Raw genomic sequence first — 15,957 nt, forward strand, 5'->3', positions numbered from 1 at the left:
ATGAACCCATCTATTGCTGCATTACACCCCTATCCATTTCAAAAACTCGCTGACTTATTAGCGGGCACCAAGCCTGCTGCCGATAAGTCACTGATCAAGTTGACCATTGGCGAGCCACAGCATGCGGCACCAACACTTGTGCTAAACGCATTGCGGGATTCTTTAACTGGCGTCTCAAGCTACCCAGCAACTAAAGGCTCGTTAGCCTTGCGTGAAGCCATTGCCAATTGGGCCAAGCGCCGCTTTGCTTTACCTGAGTTAAACCCAGAAACTCAGGTGATCCCGGTAACGGGCACTCGCGAGGCACTGTTCGCTATTACCCAAGCAGTAGTTGGAAAAAAGGCGAACCCACTGGTCATTAGCCCGAATCCGTTTTACCAAATTTACGAAGGGGCCACTATTCTTGCCAATGCCGAGCTAAAGCTTCTGCCTTGCAGTGCCGCAAATGGATACCAAATCGATTATCGAGCCGTCACGGATGCGGAATGGGCCCGTTGCGAACTCTTATTCGTTTGCTCCCCCAACAACCCCACTGGTAGCATAACCAGTCTTGATGACTACCGTTATTTACTGGAAAAGGCACAAGAGTTTGACTTTACCATTGCCGCGGATGAGTGCTACTCAGAAATTTATTTTGACGCACCACCCTTAGGTCTATTGGACGCTTGCATCCAACTTGGAAATCCCACTTTCAAACAGTGTCTGATTTTCCAATCCCTGTCGAAGCGCTCTAACTTGCCAGGCTTACGCTCTGGATTTGTAGCGGGCGATGCACAACTCTTAGAAGGCTTCTTGCTATACCGCACCTACCATGGTTGCGCAATGCCACCGCATCACCAAGACGCGTCCATAGTCGCTTGGAACGATGAAGCTCACGTTGCCGAAAACCGTGCTATTTACCAACGTAAATTTGATCAAGTGTTGGCCTTGCTAGAACCCGTAATGAAGGTAAGCAAACCAGAGGCAGGCTTCTACCTTTGGCCAGAACTGGATATGGATGATGAAGCCTTCTGTATCAAACTATATGAAGAAGAAGGCGTATTAGTATTACCGGGCAGCTACCTAGGGCGCAGCGTTGACGGACATAACCCCGGCAAAAATCATGTGCGTATGGCACTGGTCGCCGAAGAACAGGAATGTGTTGAGGCTGCTCAGCGTATTCGTAACTTTATTATTCGACACCAATCTTAATTTAGCGGAGACAAAACCCAATGAGCGATTCGATTTTCGCGTTTGGCCTAGGTGTAGGCACTCAAAACAAAGAAGGTAACTGGTTAGAAGTATTCTACCCTACTCCTGTACTTGCACCTGAAAAGAGCGTCGTTGACGCCATACTAGAAAGCACCAATTTTGAAGGTGGTAATGATACTCTAGTACTGGAAGAAGGCGACTTGAACCGCCTACATTTAGCTCTGCTAAAAGCCGGCAACATCGAACAGGCGGAATTAGCGTCACGCCTAAAGGCATCTACTCAACCAGTGGTATTGTGTGTGCTTACCAATGATGCAGCGCCACAAAATCCAGCCGAAGTTTACTTGAAGCTACAACTGATCTCGCATCGTTTAGTTCAACCACATGGCACGAAACTAGACGGCATGTTCGGCTTACTTATCAATACTGCCTGGACTAGCGAAGGTCCAATCGATGTTCGTGAATTGGCGGATCGCCAGCTTTCTGCTCGCATGGAAGGGCGTACTATCGAAGTATTCAGCGTTGATAAATTCCCGAAAATGGCCAACTTTGTAGTGCCAAGCGGTGTTCGTATTGGTGACACGGCGCGCATCCGTCTTGGTGCTCATCTAGGTGAGGGCACCACCGTAATGCACGAAGGTTTTGTCAACTTCAACGCAGGCACGCTGGGCGTAAGCATGGTTGAAGGCCGAATTTCTGCCGGTGTAGTGGTTGATAATGGCTCTGACCTAGGTGGTGGTTGTTCTACTATGGGAACACTTTCCGGTGGTGGCAATATCGTTATCAAAGTGGGTAAAGAGTGTTTGATCGGCGCTAACGCAGGCATTGGCATCCCACTAGGCGATCGTTGCACAGTAGAGTCTGGTCTATATATCACGGCTGGGTCTAAAGTCGCCGTGTTAGACGACACTAACACCGTGGTTTCTACCGTGAAAGCACGTGATCTTGCTGGTCAGTCAGATTTGCTATTCCGCCGAAATTCTCAAACTGGCGCGATCGAATGCAAGACCAATAAGTCTGCTATCGCTCTGAATGAAGCACTACACGCACATAACTAAGCACTATCGCTACCCGGCTTTAAGTCGGGTAGCCTTGTTACAGATCTTTTAGGTAGATTTCTATGACCATTATTTACGGTATAAAAAATTGTGACACTATGAAGAAGGCGTTGCGCTGGCTCGATGAGAACCAGATTGCCTATCGGTTTCATGATTACCGCAAGGATGGACTCGAGCGAGAGCTGTTACAGCAATGGCTTGACCAAGAAGGCTGGGAAAACTTAGTCAATAAACGTGGCACCACTTGGCGTAAACTTGATAGCGCTGAACAAGAGGATATGCCTAACCGGGCCGTCGAACTGTTTCAGCAGCATCCAGCAATGATCAAACGCCCCTTGCTTGTACACGAAAATCAGATCACACTTGGCTTCAAAGCGGAAATCTACCAAGCATTATTTCAGATTAACAAATGATCCTATTCCTGGATCACGGTCTCATAGCGTGATGGCTGAGCTGCCGGTTGATCAGAAATTTGCACAGATCGCACTGACTGAGTAGCACTACGCTGACGGTCACTTTCGATCACGGGCGTGTAGTAAGCTTCTTTGTTACCACCTCCAAATAGAGCGTTTGCTGTGTCTACCGCGGTATCGACCACGCTACACGCGCCTAAGGGGAATGCTAGCAAAGCAACAAGCAAGGATTTGAATCGCATAAGTATCTCGGCTGAGTTAAGTTTAAGTAGCTAAAATATCCAAACCAACAACAAAGGTAAAGAATGTCTGACCTCACCCCCACCCTCGAACTGGCCCTCGACTTAATATCTCGTCCTTCCGTTACCCCAGAAGACGCCGGCTGCCAGGAAGTCATGATCTCACGCCTGCAAAAACTTGGCTTCAAGATCGAAAGAATGCCGTTTGGTGAAGTGGTGAATTTTTATGCGAAACGAGGTAGCAGTGGCCCTAACCTTATGTTTGCGGGTCATACTGATGTTGTACCAACTGGTCCGATCGAGCGTTGGAAGGTATCCCCATTTCAACCAAAAATTATCGATGGCGTTCTTTATGGTCGCGGCGCCGCCGATATGAAAGGCAGCCTTGCCGCCATGATTACTGCGGTAGAAGAGTTCGTCACTGCCAACCCAAATCACGATGGTCAAATATCATTTCTGATAACCAGCGATGAAGAAGGACCCTTTGTAGACGGCACCACACGGGTAGTAGATGCCCTCATCGCACGCCATGAGATTGTCGATTGGTGTATTGTTGGGGAGCCTTCTAGTACCAAGACCTTGGGTGACATTATCAAGAATGGCCGTCGCGGCTCTTTTAGCGGTGATTTAACTATTTTTGGCAAGCAGGGACATGTGGCCTACCCCCATTTAGCCATCAACCCAATTCACCTCGCCGCTCCCGCTATAGCGGAGTTATCGCAAACCGTGTGGGATGACGGCAACGAATTCTTCCCGCCGACCAGTTTCCAAGTATCCAACATTCATTCTGGCACTGGCGCAACCAATGTAGTACCTGGCACATTACAAGCTCAGTTTAATTTCCGCTTTTCATCCGAACTAAGTTTTGAGCTATTAAAAGCAAGAGTAATTGGCATTCTAGATAGTCATAATCTCAAATATGATATCGATTGGACCTACAATGGTCTGCCCTTCTTGACGCCTCCGGGGGAGTTGGTGGATGCGGTTACGCAAGCTATTGAAACCACTGTTAACATCACGCCAGAACTATCGACCTCTGGCGGTACATCTGATGGCCGCTTTATCGCTAAAATGGGGACTCAGGTGGTTGAGTTAGGACCGGTGAATGCAACTATCCATCAGATCAACGAATGTGTAGATGCACAAAGCCTAAATGACTTATCCACTATCTACCGTCGGGTATTGGAAAATCTATTTGTAAAATAGCGACCCATGCGATGGCAAAATTCCTACAGATTCTGGACCAGCTGGCATTAAAACTTGGTAAAAATCCTAAACTTGCTCTGATGAAATTAATTCAGGGCGGTTTGTTATTTGCCTTCGGTGTGCTGGTGATCTTCGTTGCAGATAAAGTAATCATGCCCTCTGTTTATCAAGAGATCATTGCCGGATTCGGTTTACTGATCGCCGCTGCTGGTGTGCTTTGGTCTCTTATTGGTTATCTATCTATGAGCGTTCTTCGTATTTATCACATGCTTAAAAACAAGGATTAAGCAGTATGCAGCCAGATATTGAAATCTATTTACTGTCCTGCCCTACCCCGAATATTGAGGCATGGCTAACTGATTTATTTGGACCATTAGACGCCGTCCCAAGCACTGAAACGGGGATAAAGTTTATAGCCCACTATCAGGGACAGCACATTCCCATCACGATCTTGGAGCAAGCGGCGGGCAAACGTTTTACCTCCGTTTGGTTTGACTCGGAACATACTCCTTGGGCGAATGACATAGAATGCGCTGAAGCAGCCTTCGCTTCATTAGGTTGTGAAGTGCGCTGCAATATGGCTAGCTGGGAAGAAGATGAGGAATTAGATCCAGACCTTTGGTGGCGGATCAATAAAAACGGCGCTGGCCCTTATATTTGGCGCTGAATATCCCTTGGTAATAACGTGAGAGAAAACATGCAAATTACTTTGCTGAAAGGCAAATTACACATGGCGACAGTGACTCAGGCGGAACTTTGGTACGACGGTTCTTGCGCCATTGATGAAGAATTAGTAAAGCTCGCTGGGTTGCGAGAATTTGAAAAAATCGAAATATACAACGTGGATAATGGCGAACGCTTTGCCACCTACGTCATCTTAGCGGAAGCAGGATCAGGCACTATCTCTATGAACGGTGCGGCTGCGCGTAAAGTGCAAGTTGGCGATCGGGTGATCATTGCAGCCTACGGACAAATGAGTGAGGCGGAAGCCACTACCTTTAAACCTAAGCTGGTTTATCTAACCAAAGGCAATCAAGTAGAACGTACTACTAATACGATTCCTATGCAGAAAGATTAAAAAAATAGGCCCATGAAGGGCCTATTTTATGTGCTTAACAGATGTGCTTTATCAGTTACGCTAACACGTTTAACACGGCTTCGTAGTTTGGCTCGTCAGCGGTTTCCGCTACTTGTTCAGTATGCAGCACCTGACCATCTTCACCGATCACTACAACAGCACGACTGAGGATGCCAACTAATGGGCCGGTAGTGAAAGTGACGCCATAATCTTCACCAAATGAAGAACGGAAGCTTGAGCCTGTTAGTACATTTTCAATACCTTCGGCGCCGCAGAAACGGGCTGCTGCGAATGGTAAATCCGCAGAAACACAGATAACAACCGTATTGTCTAGTTTAGCAGCCTGTTCATTGAACTTGCGTACAGAAGTGGCGCAAGTGGGCGTATCAATAGAAGGGAAGATGTTAAGTACTAGTTTCTTACCAGCGTAATCGGCTAAGGTTGCGACGGAAAGGTCCGTTTTAACCAATTCGAACTCTGGTGCCTTGCTACCAACTGCCGGCAATTCACCGACAGTCTCAATAGGATTACCTTTTAACGTTACCGTTGCCATATGATTCTCTCGATCGATTATAATGTGCGTTACTGATTATTTTTTGACAATAGAGACGCTTTCCGCCTGCTTGCCTTTTTCGCCCTCAGTAACATAAAAGCGAACCTTTTGTCCTTCAATTAGAAAACGGCGACCACGCCCGCGAATAGCACGATAATGTACAAACACATCATCACCATTATCCATGGTTAAAAAACCAAATCCCTTGGAAGAGTTGAACCATTTAACGGTGCCTTCTTCGCGATCATCCGCCTCGTCGCTCTCTTCGGAGTCTTCGTCATCAGATACGTATTGACGTGTTTCTTGGCTCAAAAGGGCACCGATATATACAGCGACAAATACGAAAGCAAAGTAAATTACATAGTGAGTACCGATATCAGATTCCCCAACCGCTGGAGCAATCAATAACGGTGTTACCAAAGCCAAGATGATACTGACTAATAGTGCGCGCATTGAAAAAAATGCCATTCCTGTTTTTGTTGTTTCCTGTTGTGAACTCATAGTTTTATCTCTATTAATGTTGAAATACACATCCCGCACCACCATATCGACAACTGTGTTTTGTGGTGGGGTCACACCCATAACTAAGTACCCAAGGGTACGCAACCGCAACCCTACTGATAAAGTGGCTTACTTTTTACTTTGCTGGTGGGTTACAAACGATGAACCAGCAAAAACTACGCCAAAAAGAAAGCCTCTACGCATCGGCAAATACGTAATATAATTCAGAAAATTAAGCACTTAGCTTACCTTTAGACTACCACACCGAGCCCCGTTATGAATACCTTAGAACTGCAATCAAGAATCGATGAACTGGAAATGAAAAGCCAGTTCCAAGAAGACACTATTGATGCACTCAATCAGGCACTGGTAACCCAACAAAAAGATATCCTGCTACTAAAAGATCAAATTCGTTTGCTAGCAAAACAAATTGAAACAGCAAAGCAACAGCAACAAGGCATTCGCGATATTAACGAACGCCCGCCGCACTACTAACTAGCTAATCAGAGTTATCTAAAGAGCGCTTGACGTAAATATCAAAGCGTCCTGACTTACCTTCTAGGCGATAAGTGGGCTCTGCGTTATTTAAATCGGGCGCTCCTTTAGGTCGTTTAACCACCACGCGAAAACGGGCTAGCGACATCGCCTGTGGCAACAGCTTATCGCTGTCTAAATCTGCGCCCACCAAGTCTCGGAAAAAAGCCATTTCTTTTTTAGCGGCAGCGGTGGCTTTGTCATTGTGCGGAAACATAGGGTCAAGGTAGACCACATCGCAGCACTCGGACGCTTCCAGATCCATTATGGAACCACTAGTTAGGTCCATATTCTCGATGATATCCATGACCTCTATATGTACCGCTGCACGCTCTAGTCCATCGCGCAGCAGAGCGGACACGAAAGGCACCCGTTCAAACATTTGCACTTTGCAGCCGAGCGTCGCAAAGACAAAACTATCCCTGCCAAGACCTGCGGTCCCGTCAATCACATGGAGACCAGTCCGTTTATTGAGACCCACCGCCTTAGCGATATCTTGCCCCTTGCCACCACCAAAACGGCGCCGATGATCAGCAGCACCGGTGGTAAAATCTACCATCACCGGATTCGGTGCTCCTTTTCCTGTCTTAGCAATAGCCAGACCGTCAATGCCGAGCATTAAAAGATATTCGTAATCGGTCGCGAACTTAAGAGGGGGCTTGAAGGCATAGAAAGGCAACTGCAAATCAGTCGCCAGTTCCTTGGCCGCTAGATTTAATGAAGGAGAAGATGCGGCAACAGCAAGGGAATTGCTAGGCAAAGACATCTACTCCAATTAACTGATTACGAGGATTATCGGCAGATAAGCTCTGTGTCGCTTGATAAGCACTTAGAGCATTTTGCGCCAACCAACTCAGGGAATCGATTTTCTGAAAACGTGGCTGCTGCGCAAACAATGTTTCAAATGATGCGACATCACTGGTGCTCGCTACCTCACGGGAGGGGGTTGCACTGCTCCTACCCTGATCCGTCAGTATGCGACCAGTCTGATTATTCTGATTAGGACTGACGACTGGAAAGTTACTACCAATTCTCACCTTATCCCACTCCTAGACTTAACCTAGATAAATAATCAGCAACAAAATACCACCGAGGGCTAAGCGGTACAGCATAAATGGTAAAAACCCAATATTGTTCAACCATTTCAAGAAGAAGTAGATACAAAGGTAAGCACTAATCGCCGATAACGCAACACCCCAAACGATCGCCTGCCAGTCTACCGGCATAGAACTACTGAGCAACTCCACCGTTTTTAAGCCACCAGCCGCGACGATCAATGGCACGGACAAGAGAAAAGAGAATCGTGCTGCGGCTTGACGGGAAAACCCCAACATACGTGCCGCCGTCATGGTAATACCAGAACGGGAGGTACCTGGAATGAGCGCCAGCGCTTGAGCAAGACCGATAACAACTACGCTTGGTAAACCCAGCTTATCGATATCAAGGCGATCTGCAAAAAAGCGATCAGACACCCATAGCAAAACACCAAAACCTATGGTGGTCATAGCAATCACTAGGATTGAGCGTAAATGGGTCTCAATGAAGTCCCCAAACACCACACCTGCAACCCCAGCAGGGATCGTGGCCAGAATAATCCACCAACCTAATCTACTTTCTGGCGTCGCCGGTTTACCAACAAGGGCGGCCAACCACCCTATGGCAATCGCCCAAATATCCCGCCAAAAATAGCCAATAACAGCAACGAGAGTACCAACATGCACCGCCACGTCAAAGGCAAGCCCTTGATCAGGCCAGCCCAGTAACTGGGAAGGCAAAATCAAATGGGCGGAACTGGAGATCGGTAAAAACTCAGTGAGACCTTGGATCAAGGCCAAAAAGACAATGTGGTACCACAGCATGAATTAGCGCTTTCCTATGCGGGGAGGTTGTTTTTCCCAAGTAATTTCGTCACGTAAATAGACTGGGATGGCTTGGGAAGCGGCTACGCTTTTACCTTGAGCAAAGTCCCTAGCAGCCAATTCCGCTATGCAAGCAGCCCGCGGTGCAATATCAGTCAAAATAAGATTGGCAGGTTGTGGTAGTCGAGCTTGAATGTCGTCTGCATAACACCAGCCTGAGCCCACCCCTTGATAGGGTAAGTCGAAAACGGGCAAAACTTCAGGTTTGATAACTCGCTCGGCCCAGCACTCTTGCAAGTGCCACTGTTGCTCATCATCTACCTGAATATGATAGCCCCCGGCATAAATCTCCCCCATGCGAGCATCTAATGCTGCTAGCCAATAGTCACCGCCATGGAGCTGATAGCCTTCTAGAGCCATCGCCGCTAAAGTACTCACTGGCACGACAGGAAGATCAGCGCCATAGGCCAACCCTTGTACAATACCGGCACTAATTCGTAGTCCCGTAAAACTGCCAGGACCACGCCCGAACGCCAACGCATCCAGTTGAGCTAGAGATAGTTCTGCTTGGGCAAGGATCTGATCTACCATGGGTAAAATCAGATCATTATGCTGTCTAGGTGCCATGCGGAAGTCTTCCAACACAGCACCATCGACAATCAACGCCACCGAACAAGCTGGCGTTGAGGTATCTATGGCTAAAATCGCTGTCATTAATGCTTAAGCCTTTAGCGCTGCAATCAAACCTTGTTTAATGGTTGCCAAGTCACCGACACCATTGATTTTCACAAATTGTGGAGCATTTTCAGGCTCTTGCTCTTGCCATTGTTGGTAATAACCGATCAATGGAGCAGTTTGATCATGGTAAACAGTCAAGCGCTTACGTACGGTCTCTTCGGTATCATCGGCACGTTGAATTAAAGGCTCGCCAGTAACGTCGTCTTTACCTTCTTCCTTAGGTGGGTTGTATACCACATGGTAAGTACGACCAGAACCTTCGTGCACACGACGGCCACTCATGCGCTGTACGATTTCTTCGTCTGACACATCAATCTCAACCACGTAGTCAATCTTCACGCCAGCTTCTTTAAGGGCATCAGCTTGCGGAATGGTACGAGGAAAACCGTCAAACAAAGCGCCATTGGCACAGTCTTCCGCTTGCAAGCGCTCTTTCACTAGACCAATGATGATGTCATCGGAAACCAGTTGACCGGCATCCATCACCGCTTTGGCTTTAAGACCTAGTTCAGTTCCTGCTTTTACGGCCGCACGTAGCATGTCGCCAGTTGAGATTTGAGGAATACCAAACTCTTCCGTAATGAATTGAGCTTGGGTTCCTTTACCTGCGCCTGGGGCACCTAACAGAATGATTCGCATAAATTCTCTCCAAAAGTCTGCGTAAAAAATCGGCGTAACAAGCAAGAACACTGCCGGGGTCTACTCGATATATTTATAAGTATGGTTCGAGTGACTTACTTGCTAAAAAATTCATATCTAAAAAAACGGTCGCCGCCAAGAATAACCAAGCGGCGGCGAACGATGCAAATTAAGAGTCTAAGTTGTCGACTAAAGTCGGGGTATATTACGTATTTTTGAGATTTTTACTACTTAGCCCGTATTTTGCATACCACTGGCAATACCAGCCATGGTAATCATCAGCGCTTTATTGACTGCGCTATTATCCTGATCTTTGCGACTACGGTAGAGCAACTCTGCCTGTAAATAATGCAATGGATCGATGTAGGGATTACGCACATCAATGGACTGACGAATAGTTTTATTATCTTCGATGAGGCGTTCCTGTTGCTTGACCTCTTTCACCAAACTACACACTAATTCGAGCTTTTTGCGTAATAAACGCCCCAGACCGCGCAATTCCTCGGGAACTAGGCGTTTTTCATAGTATTCCGCAATTTCTGGCTCAGTCTTCGCCAATACCATGTCTAACATATCCAAGTAAGCACCGAAGAACGGCCACTGCTTGTGCATTTCTCGCAGTTTTTCCAAATTACCGGACTCAATGCTCTGTTGCAACGCACTCTCAGCACCTAGCCATGCTGGCAGCATCAAGCGAATTTGCATCCAAGCGAAGATCCATGGAATCGCCCTTAGGCTTTCCACGCCACCGTCAGAACGACGACGGGCAGGACGCGAACCTAATGGCAATTTTGCCAGTTCTTGCTCTGGAGTAATGGCTCTAAAGTAAGGCACGAATTCCTGATGTCCACGGACAATAGAGCGGTATTGATTCATGCCCTCTTCCGCCATTTCATCCATTAACGCCCGCCATTCTGCTTTGGGTGCAGCTGCCGGAATTAGTGTCGCTTCCATAACGGCTGAGCAATACAACTCCAAAGAACGTACAGCAATGTCTGGAATACCAAACTTGAAGCGAATCATTTCACCCTGTTCGGTCACTCGAATGGCACCGTTAACTGATCCTGGCGGTTGGGACAGAATCGCCACATGGGCTGGGCCGCCACCACGACCAACCGTACCGCCACGGCCATGGAATAGGGTCAAATGAACGCCATGACGTTTGCACAGGGCGGTGAGTGCTTCTTGAGCTCGGTATTGCCCCCATGTCGCGGCAATTTGCCCGGCATCTTTAGCGGAATCGGAGTAGCCGATCATCACTTCTTGGCGACCATCAATATAGGCTTTATACCAAGGCGTCGTGAACAATTGCTCGATGATTGGCTCCGCATTATCCAGATCCGCTAAGGTTTCAAACAATGGCACGATCGGCAGCTTGAAGCTGACCCCAGACTCTTGCAGTAACAGGGCAACCGCCAGCACATCGGAAGGTGCACTTGCCATGGAAATAACATAAGAACCAAATGAGCTACGATGCCCTTGTGCGATCATAGCAAAGGTATCTAACACCTCTTTGACTTCCGCCGTTGGCGTCCATTCTCGCGGCAGCAAGGGGCGTTTGGAGTTTAGTTCAGCCAGTAGAAAGGCCTGACGAGAAGCTTCGTCCCACTCGGCGTAATCACCTAATCCGTAGAATCGAGTAATCGCAGACAGCACCTCGATATGACGCGAAGCATCTTGGCGTACATCAAGGCGCACCAGCGTCAGACCAAATGTTGAAACACAACGAATCACATCTAACACAGCACCATTGGCAATTACCTTCATACCGCAATCAATCAACGATTGGTAACACAATACCAAATCGTCGTGCAGCTCTTGGGCATCAAACATAACACCTTCGAGGGAAGCAGCTTTCCCTTCTAGGCTAGCTTGAGCCCATTCTTTGGTGGCAATCAGACGGCGTTCTAGCTGTCTGATCACTTCACGATAGGGCTGAGAACTGTCTCCCACCCGTTCACGTAAAGCCCCGTTGCACTGGGTCATGGAAAATTCCGAGCGCAATATAGAAAGATCTTTTATATACAGATCGGCAGCCATCCAACGGGCGAGCAGGGTCACTTGTCGCGTCACGTCATGGGTAACATTAGGGTTGCCATCTCGATCCCCACCCATCCAAGTAGCAAAACGGATCGGCGCCAGGTTGAGGGATAGGCGGTCCTTATCCGTATACTTGGCGAATTGTTCGTCCAATTGACGGAAGAAACGCGGTACCGCTTGCCACAAGCTCTGCTCAATCACCGCAAACCCCCATTTGGCTTCATCAACCGGCGTAGGACGCTGGTCACGAATTTCATCCGTATGCCAAGCCTGGGTAATGATTTCTTTCAGACGGCGAACGTGCTTTGCTTCTTCGAGGGGCAGGATATTGTCTTTGTCCAGTGCTTCTAGCTCGCTCGAAATATTGTCGTACTTGCGAATCAAGGAACGGCGCACCACTTCCGTCGGATGGGCAGTGAGCACTAACTCTACCGATTGTTGCGCCAGAGCCTCTTCCATTTGCTCGGCAGAAAAGCCTTTTTCATGTAACCGAGTCAGCAGATTGCCTACCGGGTTTTTATAGATACCCAAACTTTCATTGGTGCGGCGACGGTGTACTCGATGGTACTGCTCCGCAATATTTGATAGGTTCAAAAACTGATTAAAAGCCCGAGCCACTGGCACTATGTCTTTGTCTGCCAATGCTTCTAGAGCCTCGATCAGTGCTTGAGAATTACCAGACTGACGCCCATCTTTGGAAAGTAGACGAATATTCTCGACGGTATCAAGGAAGTCTTCACCTAAGTGGTTGCTCATGGTTTCGCCCAGGCAGTCCCCTAGCAAGCGTACATTTTCGCGCAGCGAGGCTTGACGGTCGGTCACTATACGTCTCCTTTTGGTGGTATTTTTGTCGGTTGCATTATAGGCCTTGGCGTTTTGCTTCGTCCCACAGTTCATCTAATTGCTCGAGAGAACAGTCGGTTAACGCTACGCCTCGGCCAGATAGTACCTGTTCTATGTAGGCAAAGCGATGACGAAATTTCCGGTTTGTTCGACCCAAAGCGACATCGGGGGAAACCCGACTATGCCGTGCTAAGTTCGCGACAGCAAACAACACATCACCAAGCTCAGCTTCCACTTCATCTTGACTTAGATGCTGATACGCCTGCTCAAGCTCGTTGAGTTCTTCACGAATCTTGGCAAACACCGGAGCCACTTCACTCCAATCAAAACCCACCTTAGCAGCAGTCTTCTGGATTTTTACCGCCTGCTCCAGTGGCCCCATGCCAGTTGGCACTGCATCTAGCAAATGCTGTGGCTTGCTGGCCTTTTCAGCAGCTTTGATGCGCTGCCAATTTTCCGAAATTTGCTCTTCTGTGATCTCAGCCGCCTGCCCGAAGCTGGATAATGTTCCATCTGGGAATACATGAGGATGACGACGCAGCATTTTTTCCATTAATACGCGCACCACATCATCAAAGGTAAAGTCACCGTTCTCTGCCCCTATCTGAGCTTGAAATACCACTTGAAACAATAAGTCTCCCAACTCTTCACATAGATGCTGTGGGTCCTGTTGCAAGACCGCATCCATCACTTCGTAGGCTTCTTCAATGGTATAAGGGGCAATGGTGGCGTGAGTCTGTTTTTGATCCCAAGGACAACCATGCTGACGATCCCGCAGCATGGCCATCAATTGTTGCAGATCCGTGGTGGTAAAACTCATTAATCTTTCTCGCGAAATACATCTAGAACGTTAGGCAACTGATTGATCCGGTGCAGCAGGCGCGACAGCACACTCAACTCGCCCACCTCAATGGTAAAGCGAATCATAGCGCTATTATTTTCCTTGGTGGACAAGGTGTTCATCGCCAGTAAATTGACTTTCTCGTTGGCAATCAGGGCGGTAATGTCATTGAGCAAGCCGGTGCGATCATAGGCGCGAACTTGTATGTTGACGGGATAAAGGTTATCCAATTCTTCACCCCAACTCACCTCTACCACACGTTCCGGTTCATCCACCGAGTGCTGAACCATATTAATACAGTCTTGACGATGTACCGACACGCCGCGACCTTGGGTGATATACCCCACGATTTCGTCCCCTGGAATCGGGGAGCAACATTTTGCCATTTGGGTAAGCAACTGACCGACACCCAAGATGTGAACGTCATTGTCAGCCGCCTTATGACGACTTTTCTTAACGCGAATGGGTCTTGGGGACGGTTCCCCATCTAGACCATGGATATCATCAATCACTCGCAACACGCGCGAAAGCTGGATATCCCCCGCCCCTAAGGAAACGTAGACATCGTCTATATTTACAAAGTTGAAGCGCGCGGCAATCGCCTCTAGATCAAGGCTGGATTCCTCGATACCTAGACGTTTGAGCTGTTTACTGAGTAGCGCGCGCCCCGCTTCTAGGTTGTTGTCCCGATCTTCTTTACGGAACCAACTTTGAATTTTCGCCCGCGCTCGGCTGGTGTTGACGTAACCGAGGGTTGGATGCAGCCAGTCACGACTCGGCGCACCTTCTTTAGCGGTGAGAATTTCGACCTTATCACCGGTTTTCAGAGGCGTAACCAACGAGATAATGCGACCGTTAACCTTGGCCCCACGACAACGATGACCAATTTCCGTATGTACTCGGTAAGCGAAATCCACCGCCGTTGCATTGACCGGCAGATCAACGACATGCCCCTCGGGGGTAAACACATAGATGCGGTCTTGCTCGATATCATTACGCACTTGGGCCGATAGGGACTCCAGATCCCCTTGGACTTCATTGAAATCCAAGATGGTTCGCAGCCACTGTAACTTTTCCTCATAGCTGGAGCTATTGGAGCTGAGATCTGTCCCCTTGTATTTCCAGTGGGCACAGACCCCAAGCTCTGCATCCTCATGCATCTTGTGGGTACGAATCTGAATCTCTAATGCCCGACCTTGAGGGCCGACGACCGCCGTGTGTAACGATTGATAGCCATTGGATTTCGGATTACTGATGTAATCATCAAATTCATTCGGCACTGGGTGCCACAGATTATGAACAATACCCAGCACCGCGTAACACTGCATTGGCTCATCCACCAAAATACGTACGGCACGGACATCATACACTTCATCAAAAGGAATATTTTTGCGACGCATTTTGCGCCAGATACTGTAAATGTGCTTAGCCCGCCCAGTCACATCCGCATGGATATTGATTTCTGCCATGCGCTGCTTTAACAGCTCGATCACATCATCAATAAATTGCTGGCGATCAAGCCGTTTTTCATCCAATAACTTAGCAATACGCTTATATTCTGCTGGGTAAAGGTAGCGGAACGATAGATCTTCGAGTTCCCACTTGATATGACCTATCCCTAGACGATGGGCCAAGGGGGCATAAACGCTTTGCACTTCTAGGGCAACAGATTCTTTACGCGCATCATCTTGGTGCTTGGCTTCTTTGATCGCACAGGCACGTTCCGCTAGTTTGATCAGTACCACTCGCACGTCATCAATGATGGAAACGAGCATTTTGCGCAGAGCTTCGAGCTGGTTTTCGTGGCTGCCTAGTACCTCAGCGGTGGTATCAGCGGAAAGATTTTTCGATACCTCTCCCATGCGGATGACACCTTCCACCAAGGAGGCCACCTTGCGGCCAAACATATCGGCGACTTTACTCAGCGCCAATTGATCCTCGCGCACCGCACGATAGAGCGCTGCGGCAACCAAGGAGTCTTGGTCGGCACGGAATCCTGCCAGAATTTCTACCATCTCCAAGCCAGCACGGAAGGTACTTGCTTGAGGCCCCCAGTAGGATGTTCGACCACTGGCCGCTTCTGCTTGACGAGCCAACTCACAGGCCATACGCAGTGGGATTCGGGTGCCTTCATCAATTTTGTCGGAAAGTTGCCCCATCCAGGCATCGATGTCTACGGAACCATCCGCTAAAATCGGGTGATCCTTTCTTACCGTTACCATTC

At 48.2% G+C, this 15,957-nt stretch carries 19 protein-coding genes; 8 read left to right on the top strand and 11 right to left on the bottom strand.

The features are described from left to right. From dapC to FJM67_RS07420, 3 genes are all read left to right on the top strand, one after another. Window positions 1-1,191, top strand: a complete 1,191-nt coding sequence (gene dapC, locus FJM67_RS07410; protein WP_140588154.1) for a succinyldiaminopimelate transaminase — start codon at window positions 1-3, stop codon at window positions 1,189-1,191. Between the two features lie 20 nt (window positions 1,192-1,211). Further along, window positions 1,212-2,249 carry a 2,3,4,5-tetrahydropyridine-2,6-dicarboxylate N-succinyltransferase gene (gene dapD, locus FJM67_RS07415; RefSeq protein ID WP_140588155.1) on the top strand — a complete coding sequence of 346 codons (1,038 nt, stop codon included), beginning with the start codon at window positions 1,212-1,214 and terminating at the stop codon, window positions 2,247-2,249. A 62-nt stretch (window positions 2,250-2,311) separates the two neighbouring features. After that, window positions 2,312-2,662, top strand: coding sequence for an ArsC family reductase (locus FJM67_RS07420; RefSeq protein ID WP_140588156.1), 351 nt, complete (start codon window positions 2,312-2,314; stop codon window positions 2,660-2,662). A gap of 2 nt (window positions 2,663-2,664) precedes the next feature. Here the strand turns inward: FJM67_RS07420 and FJM67_RS07425 are convergent, their stop codons facing one another. Next, complete coding sequence (locus FJM67_RS07425; protein ID WP_140588157.1) at window positions 2,665-2,904, bottom strand: hypothetical protein; 240 nt, start codon at window positions 2,902-2,904, stop codon at window positions 2,665-2,667. Window positions 2,905-2,967: 63 nt separating this feature from the next. Between FJM67_RS07425 and dapE the strand changes: the two genes are divergently transcribed. Genes dapE through panD form a run of 4 tightly spaced genes read left to right on the top strand, consistent with a single transcriptional unit; the run spans window position 2,968 to window position 5,185 of the window. Further along, window positions 2,968-4,107 carry a succinyl-diaminopimelate desuccinylase gene (gene dapE / locus FJM67_RS07430; RefSeq protein WP_140588158.1) on the top strand — a complete coding sequence of 380 codons (1,140 nt, stop codon included), beginning with the start codon at window positions 2,968-2,970 and terminating at the stop codon, window positions 4,105-4,107. An 11-nt stretch (window positions 4,108-4,118) separates the two neighbouring features. Next, window positions 4,119-4,394, top strand: a complete 276-nt coding sequence (locus FJM67_RS07435; protein ID WP_140588159.1) for a hypothetical protein — start codon at window positions 4,119-4,121, stop codon at window positions 4,392-4,394. A gap of 5 nt (window positions 4,395-4,399) precedes the next feature. Continuing rightward, on the top strand, window positions 4,400-4,774 hold the full coding sequence (locus FJM67_RS07440) for a hypothetical protein (protein WP_140588160.1): 375 nt from the start codon (window positions 4,400-4,402) through the stop codon (window positions 4,772-4,774). 30 nt (window positions 4,775-4,804) lie between these two features. Then, the gene (gene panD / locus FJM67_RS07445) at window positions 4,805-5,185 is read left to right on the top strand and encodes an aspartate 1-decarboxylase (protein WP_140588161.1); all 381 of its coding nucleotides are present in this window, start codon (window positions 4,805-4,807) and stop codon (window positions 5,183-5,185) included. A gap of 55 nt (window positions 5,186-5,240) precedes the next feature. Here the strand turns inward: panD and tpx are convergent, their stop codons facing one another. Both tpx and FJM67_RS17905 read right to left on the bottom strand, forming a co-directional pair. Then, window positions 5,241-5,738 carry a thiol peroxidase gene (tpx, locus tag FJM67_RS07450; RefSeq protein WP_140588162.1) on the bottom strand — a complete coding sequence of 166 codons (498 nt, stop codon included), beginning with the start codon at window positions 5,736-5,738 and terminating at the stop codon, window positions 5,241-5,243. A 36-nt stretch (window positions 5,739-5,774) separates the two neighbouring features. Then, on the bottom strand, window positions 5,775-6,239 hold the full coding sequence (locus FJM67_RS17905) for a cold-shock protein (protein ID WP_140588195.1): 465 nt from the start codon (window positions 6,237-6,239) through the stop codon (window positions 5,775-5,777). 276 nt (window positions 6,240-6,515) lie between these two features. On the opposite strand from FJM67_RS17905, the gene FJM67_RS07460 reads away from it, so the two are divergent. Continuing rightward, the gene (locus FJM67_RS07460; protein WP_140588163.1) at window positions 6,516-6,734 is read left to right on the top strand and encodes a SlyX family protein; all 219 of its coding nucleotides are present in this window, start codon (window positions 6,516-6,518) and stop codon (window positions 6,732-6,734) included. A gap of 4 nt (window positions 6,735-6,738) precedes the next feature. Here the strand turns inward: FJM67_RS07460 and FJM67_RS07465 are convergent, their stop codons facing one another. The 8 genes from FJM67_RS07465 to relA all read right to left on the bottom strand — a co-directional run bounded on the left by FJM67_RS07465 (window position 6,739) and on the right by relA (window position 15,955). Continuing rightward, on the bottom strand, window positions 6,739-7,539 hold the full coding sequence (locus FJM67_RS07465) for a class I SAM-dependent methyltransferase (RefSeq protein WP_140588164.1): 801 nt from the start codon (window positions 7,537-7,539) through the stop codon (window positions 6,739-6,741). Then, window positions 7,526-7,810, bottom strand: coding sequence for a hypothetical protein (locus tag FJM67_RS07470; protein WP_140588165.1), 285 nt, complete (start codon window positions 7,808-7,810; stop codon window positions 7,526-7,528). The genes FJM67_RS07465 and FJM67_RS07470 overlap by 14 nt, the downstream gene beginning before the upstream one ends. A gap of 18 nt (window positions 7,811-7,828) precedes the next feature. Continuing rightward, window positions 7,829-8,632 (bottom strand): undecaprenyl-diphosphate phosphatase, encoded by an 804-nt coding sequence (locus FJM67_RS07475; RefSeq protein ID WP_140588166.1) that lies wholly within the window; start codon window positions 8,630-8,632, stop codon window positions 7,829-7,831. Window positions 8,633-8,635: 3 nt separating this feature from the next. Next, entirely contained in the window at window positions 8,636-9,346 is a 711-nt protein-coding gene (gene tsaB / locus FJM67_RS07480; RefSeq protein ID WP_140588167.1) for a tRNA (adenosine(37)-N6)-threonylcarbamoyltransferase complex dimerization subunit type 1 TsaB, read from the bottom strand. Between the two features lie 6 nt (window positions 9,347-9,352). Beyond that, window positions 9,353-10,009: an adenylate kinase gene (adk, locus tag FJM67_RS07485; protein ID WP_140588168.1), complete on the bottom strand. Its 657-nt coding sequence runs from the start codon at window positions 10,007-10,009 to the stop codon at window positions 9,353-9,355. Between the two features lie 231 nt (window positions 10,010-10,240). Continuing rightward, window positions 10,241-12,871: a phosphoenolpyruvate carboxylase gene (gene ppc, locus FJM67_RS07490; protein ID WP_140588169.1), complete on the bottom strand. Its 2,631-nt coding sequence runs from the start codon at window positions 12,869-12,871 to the stop codon at window positions 10,241-10,243. A gap of 37 nt (window positions 12,872-12,908) precedes the next feature. Beyond that, the gene (gene mazG, locus FJM67_RS07495) at window positions 12,909-13,712 is read right to left on the bottom strand and encodes a nucleoside triphosphate pyrophosphohydrolase (protein WP_140588170.1); all 804 of its coding nucleotides are present in this window, start codon (window positions 13,710-13,712) and stop codon (window positions 12,909-12,911) included. After that, window positions 13,712-15,955 (bottom strand): GTP diphosphokinase, encoded by a 2,244-nt coding sequence (relA, locus tag FJM67_RS07500; RefSeq protein WP_140588171.1) that lies wholly within the window; start codon window positions 15,953-15,955, stop codon window positions 13,712-13,714. The genes mazG and relA overlap by 1 nt, the downstream gene beginning before the upstream one ends. Between the last annotated feature and the right edge of the window lie 2 nt (window positions 15,956-15,957).

The organism is Maribrevibacterium harenarium (genome assembly GCF_006385675.1).
GTDB classification, from domain to species: domain Bacteria; phylum Pseudomonadota; class Gammaproteobacteria; order Pseudomonadales; family Marinomonadaceae; genus Marinomonas; species Marinomonas harenarium.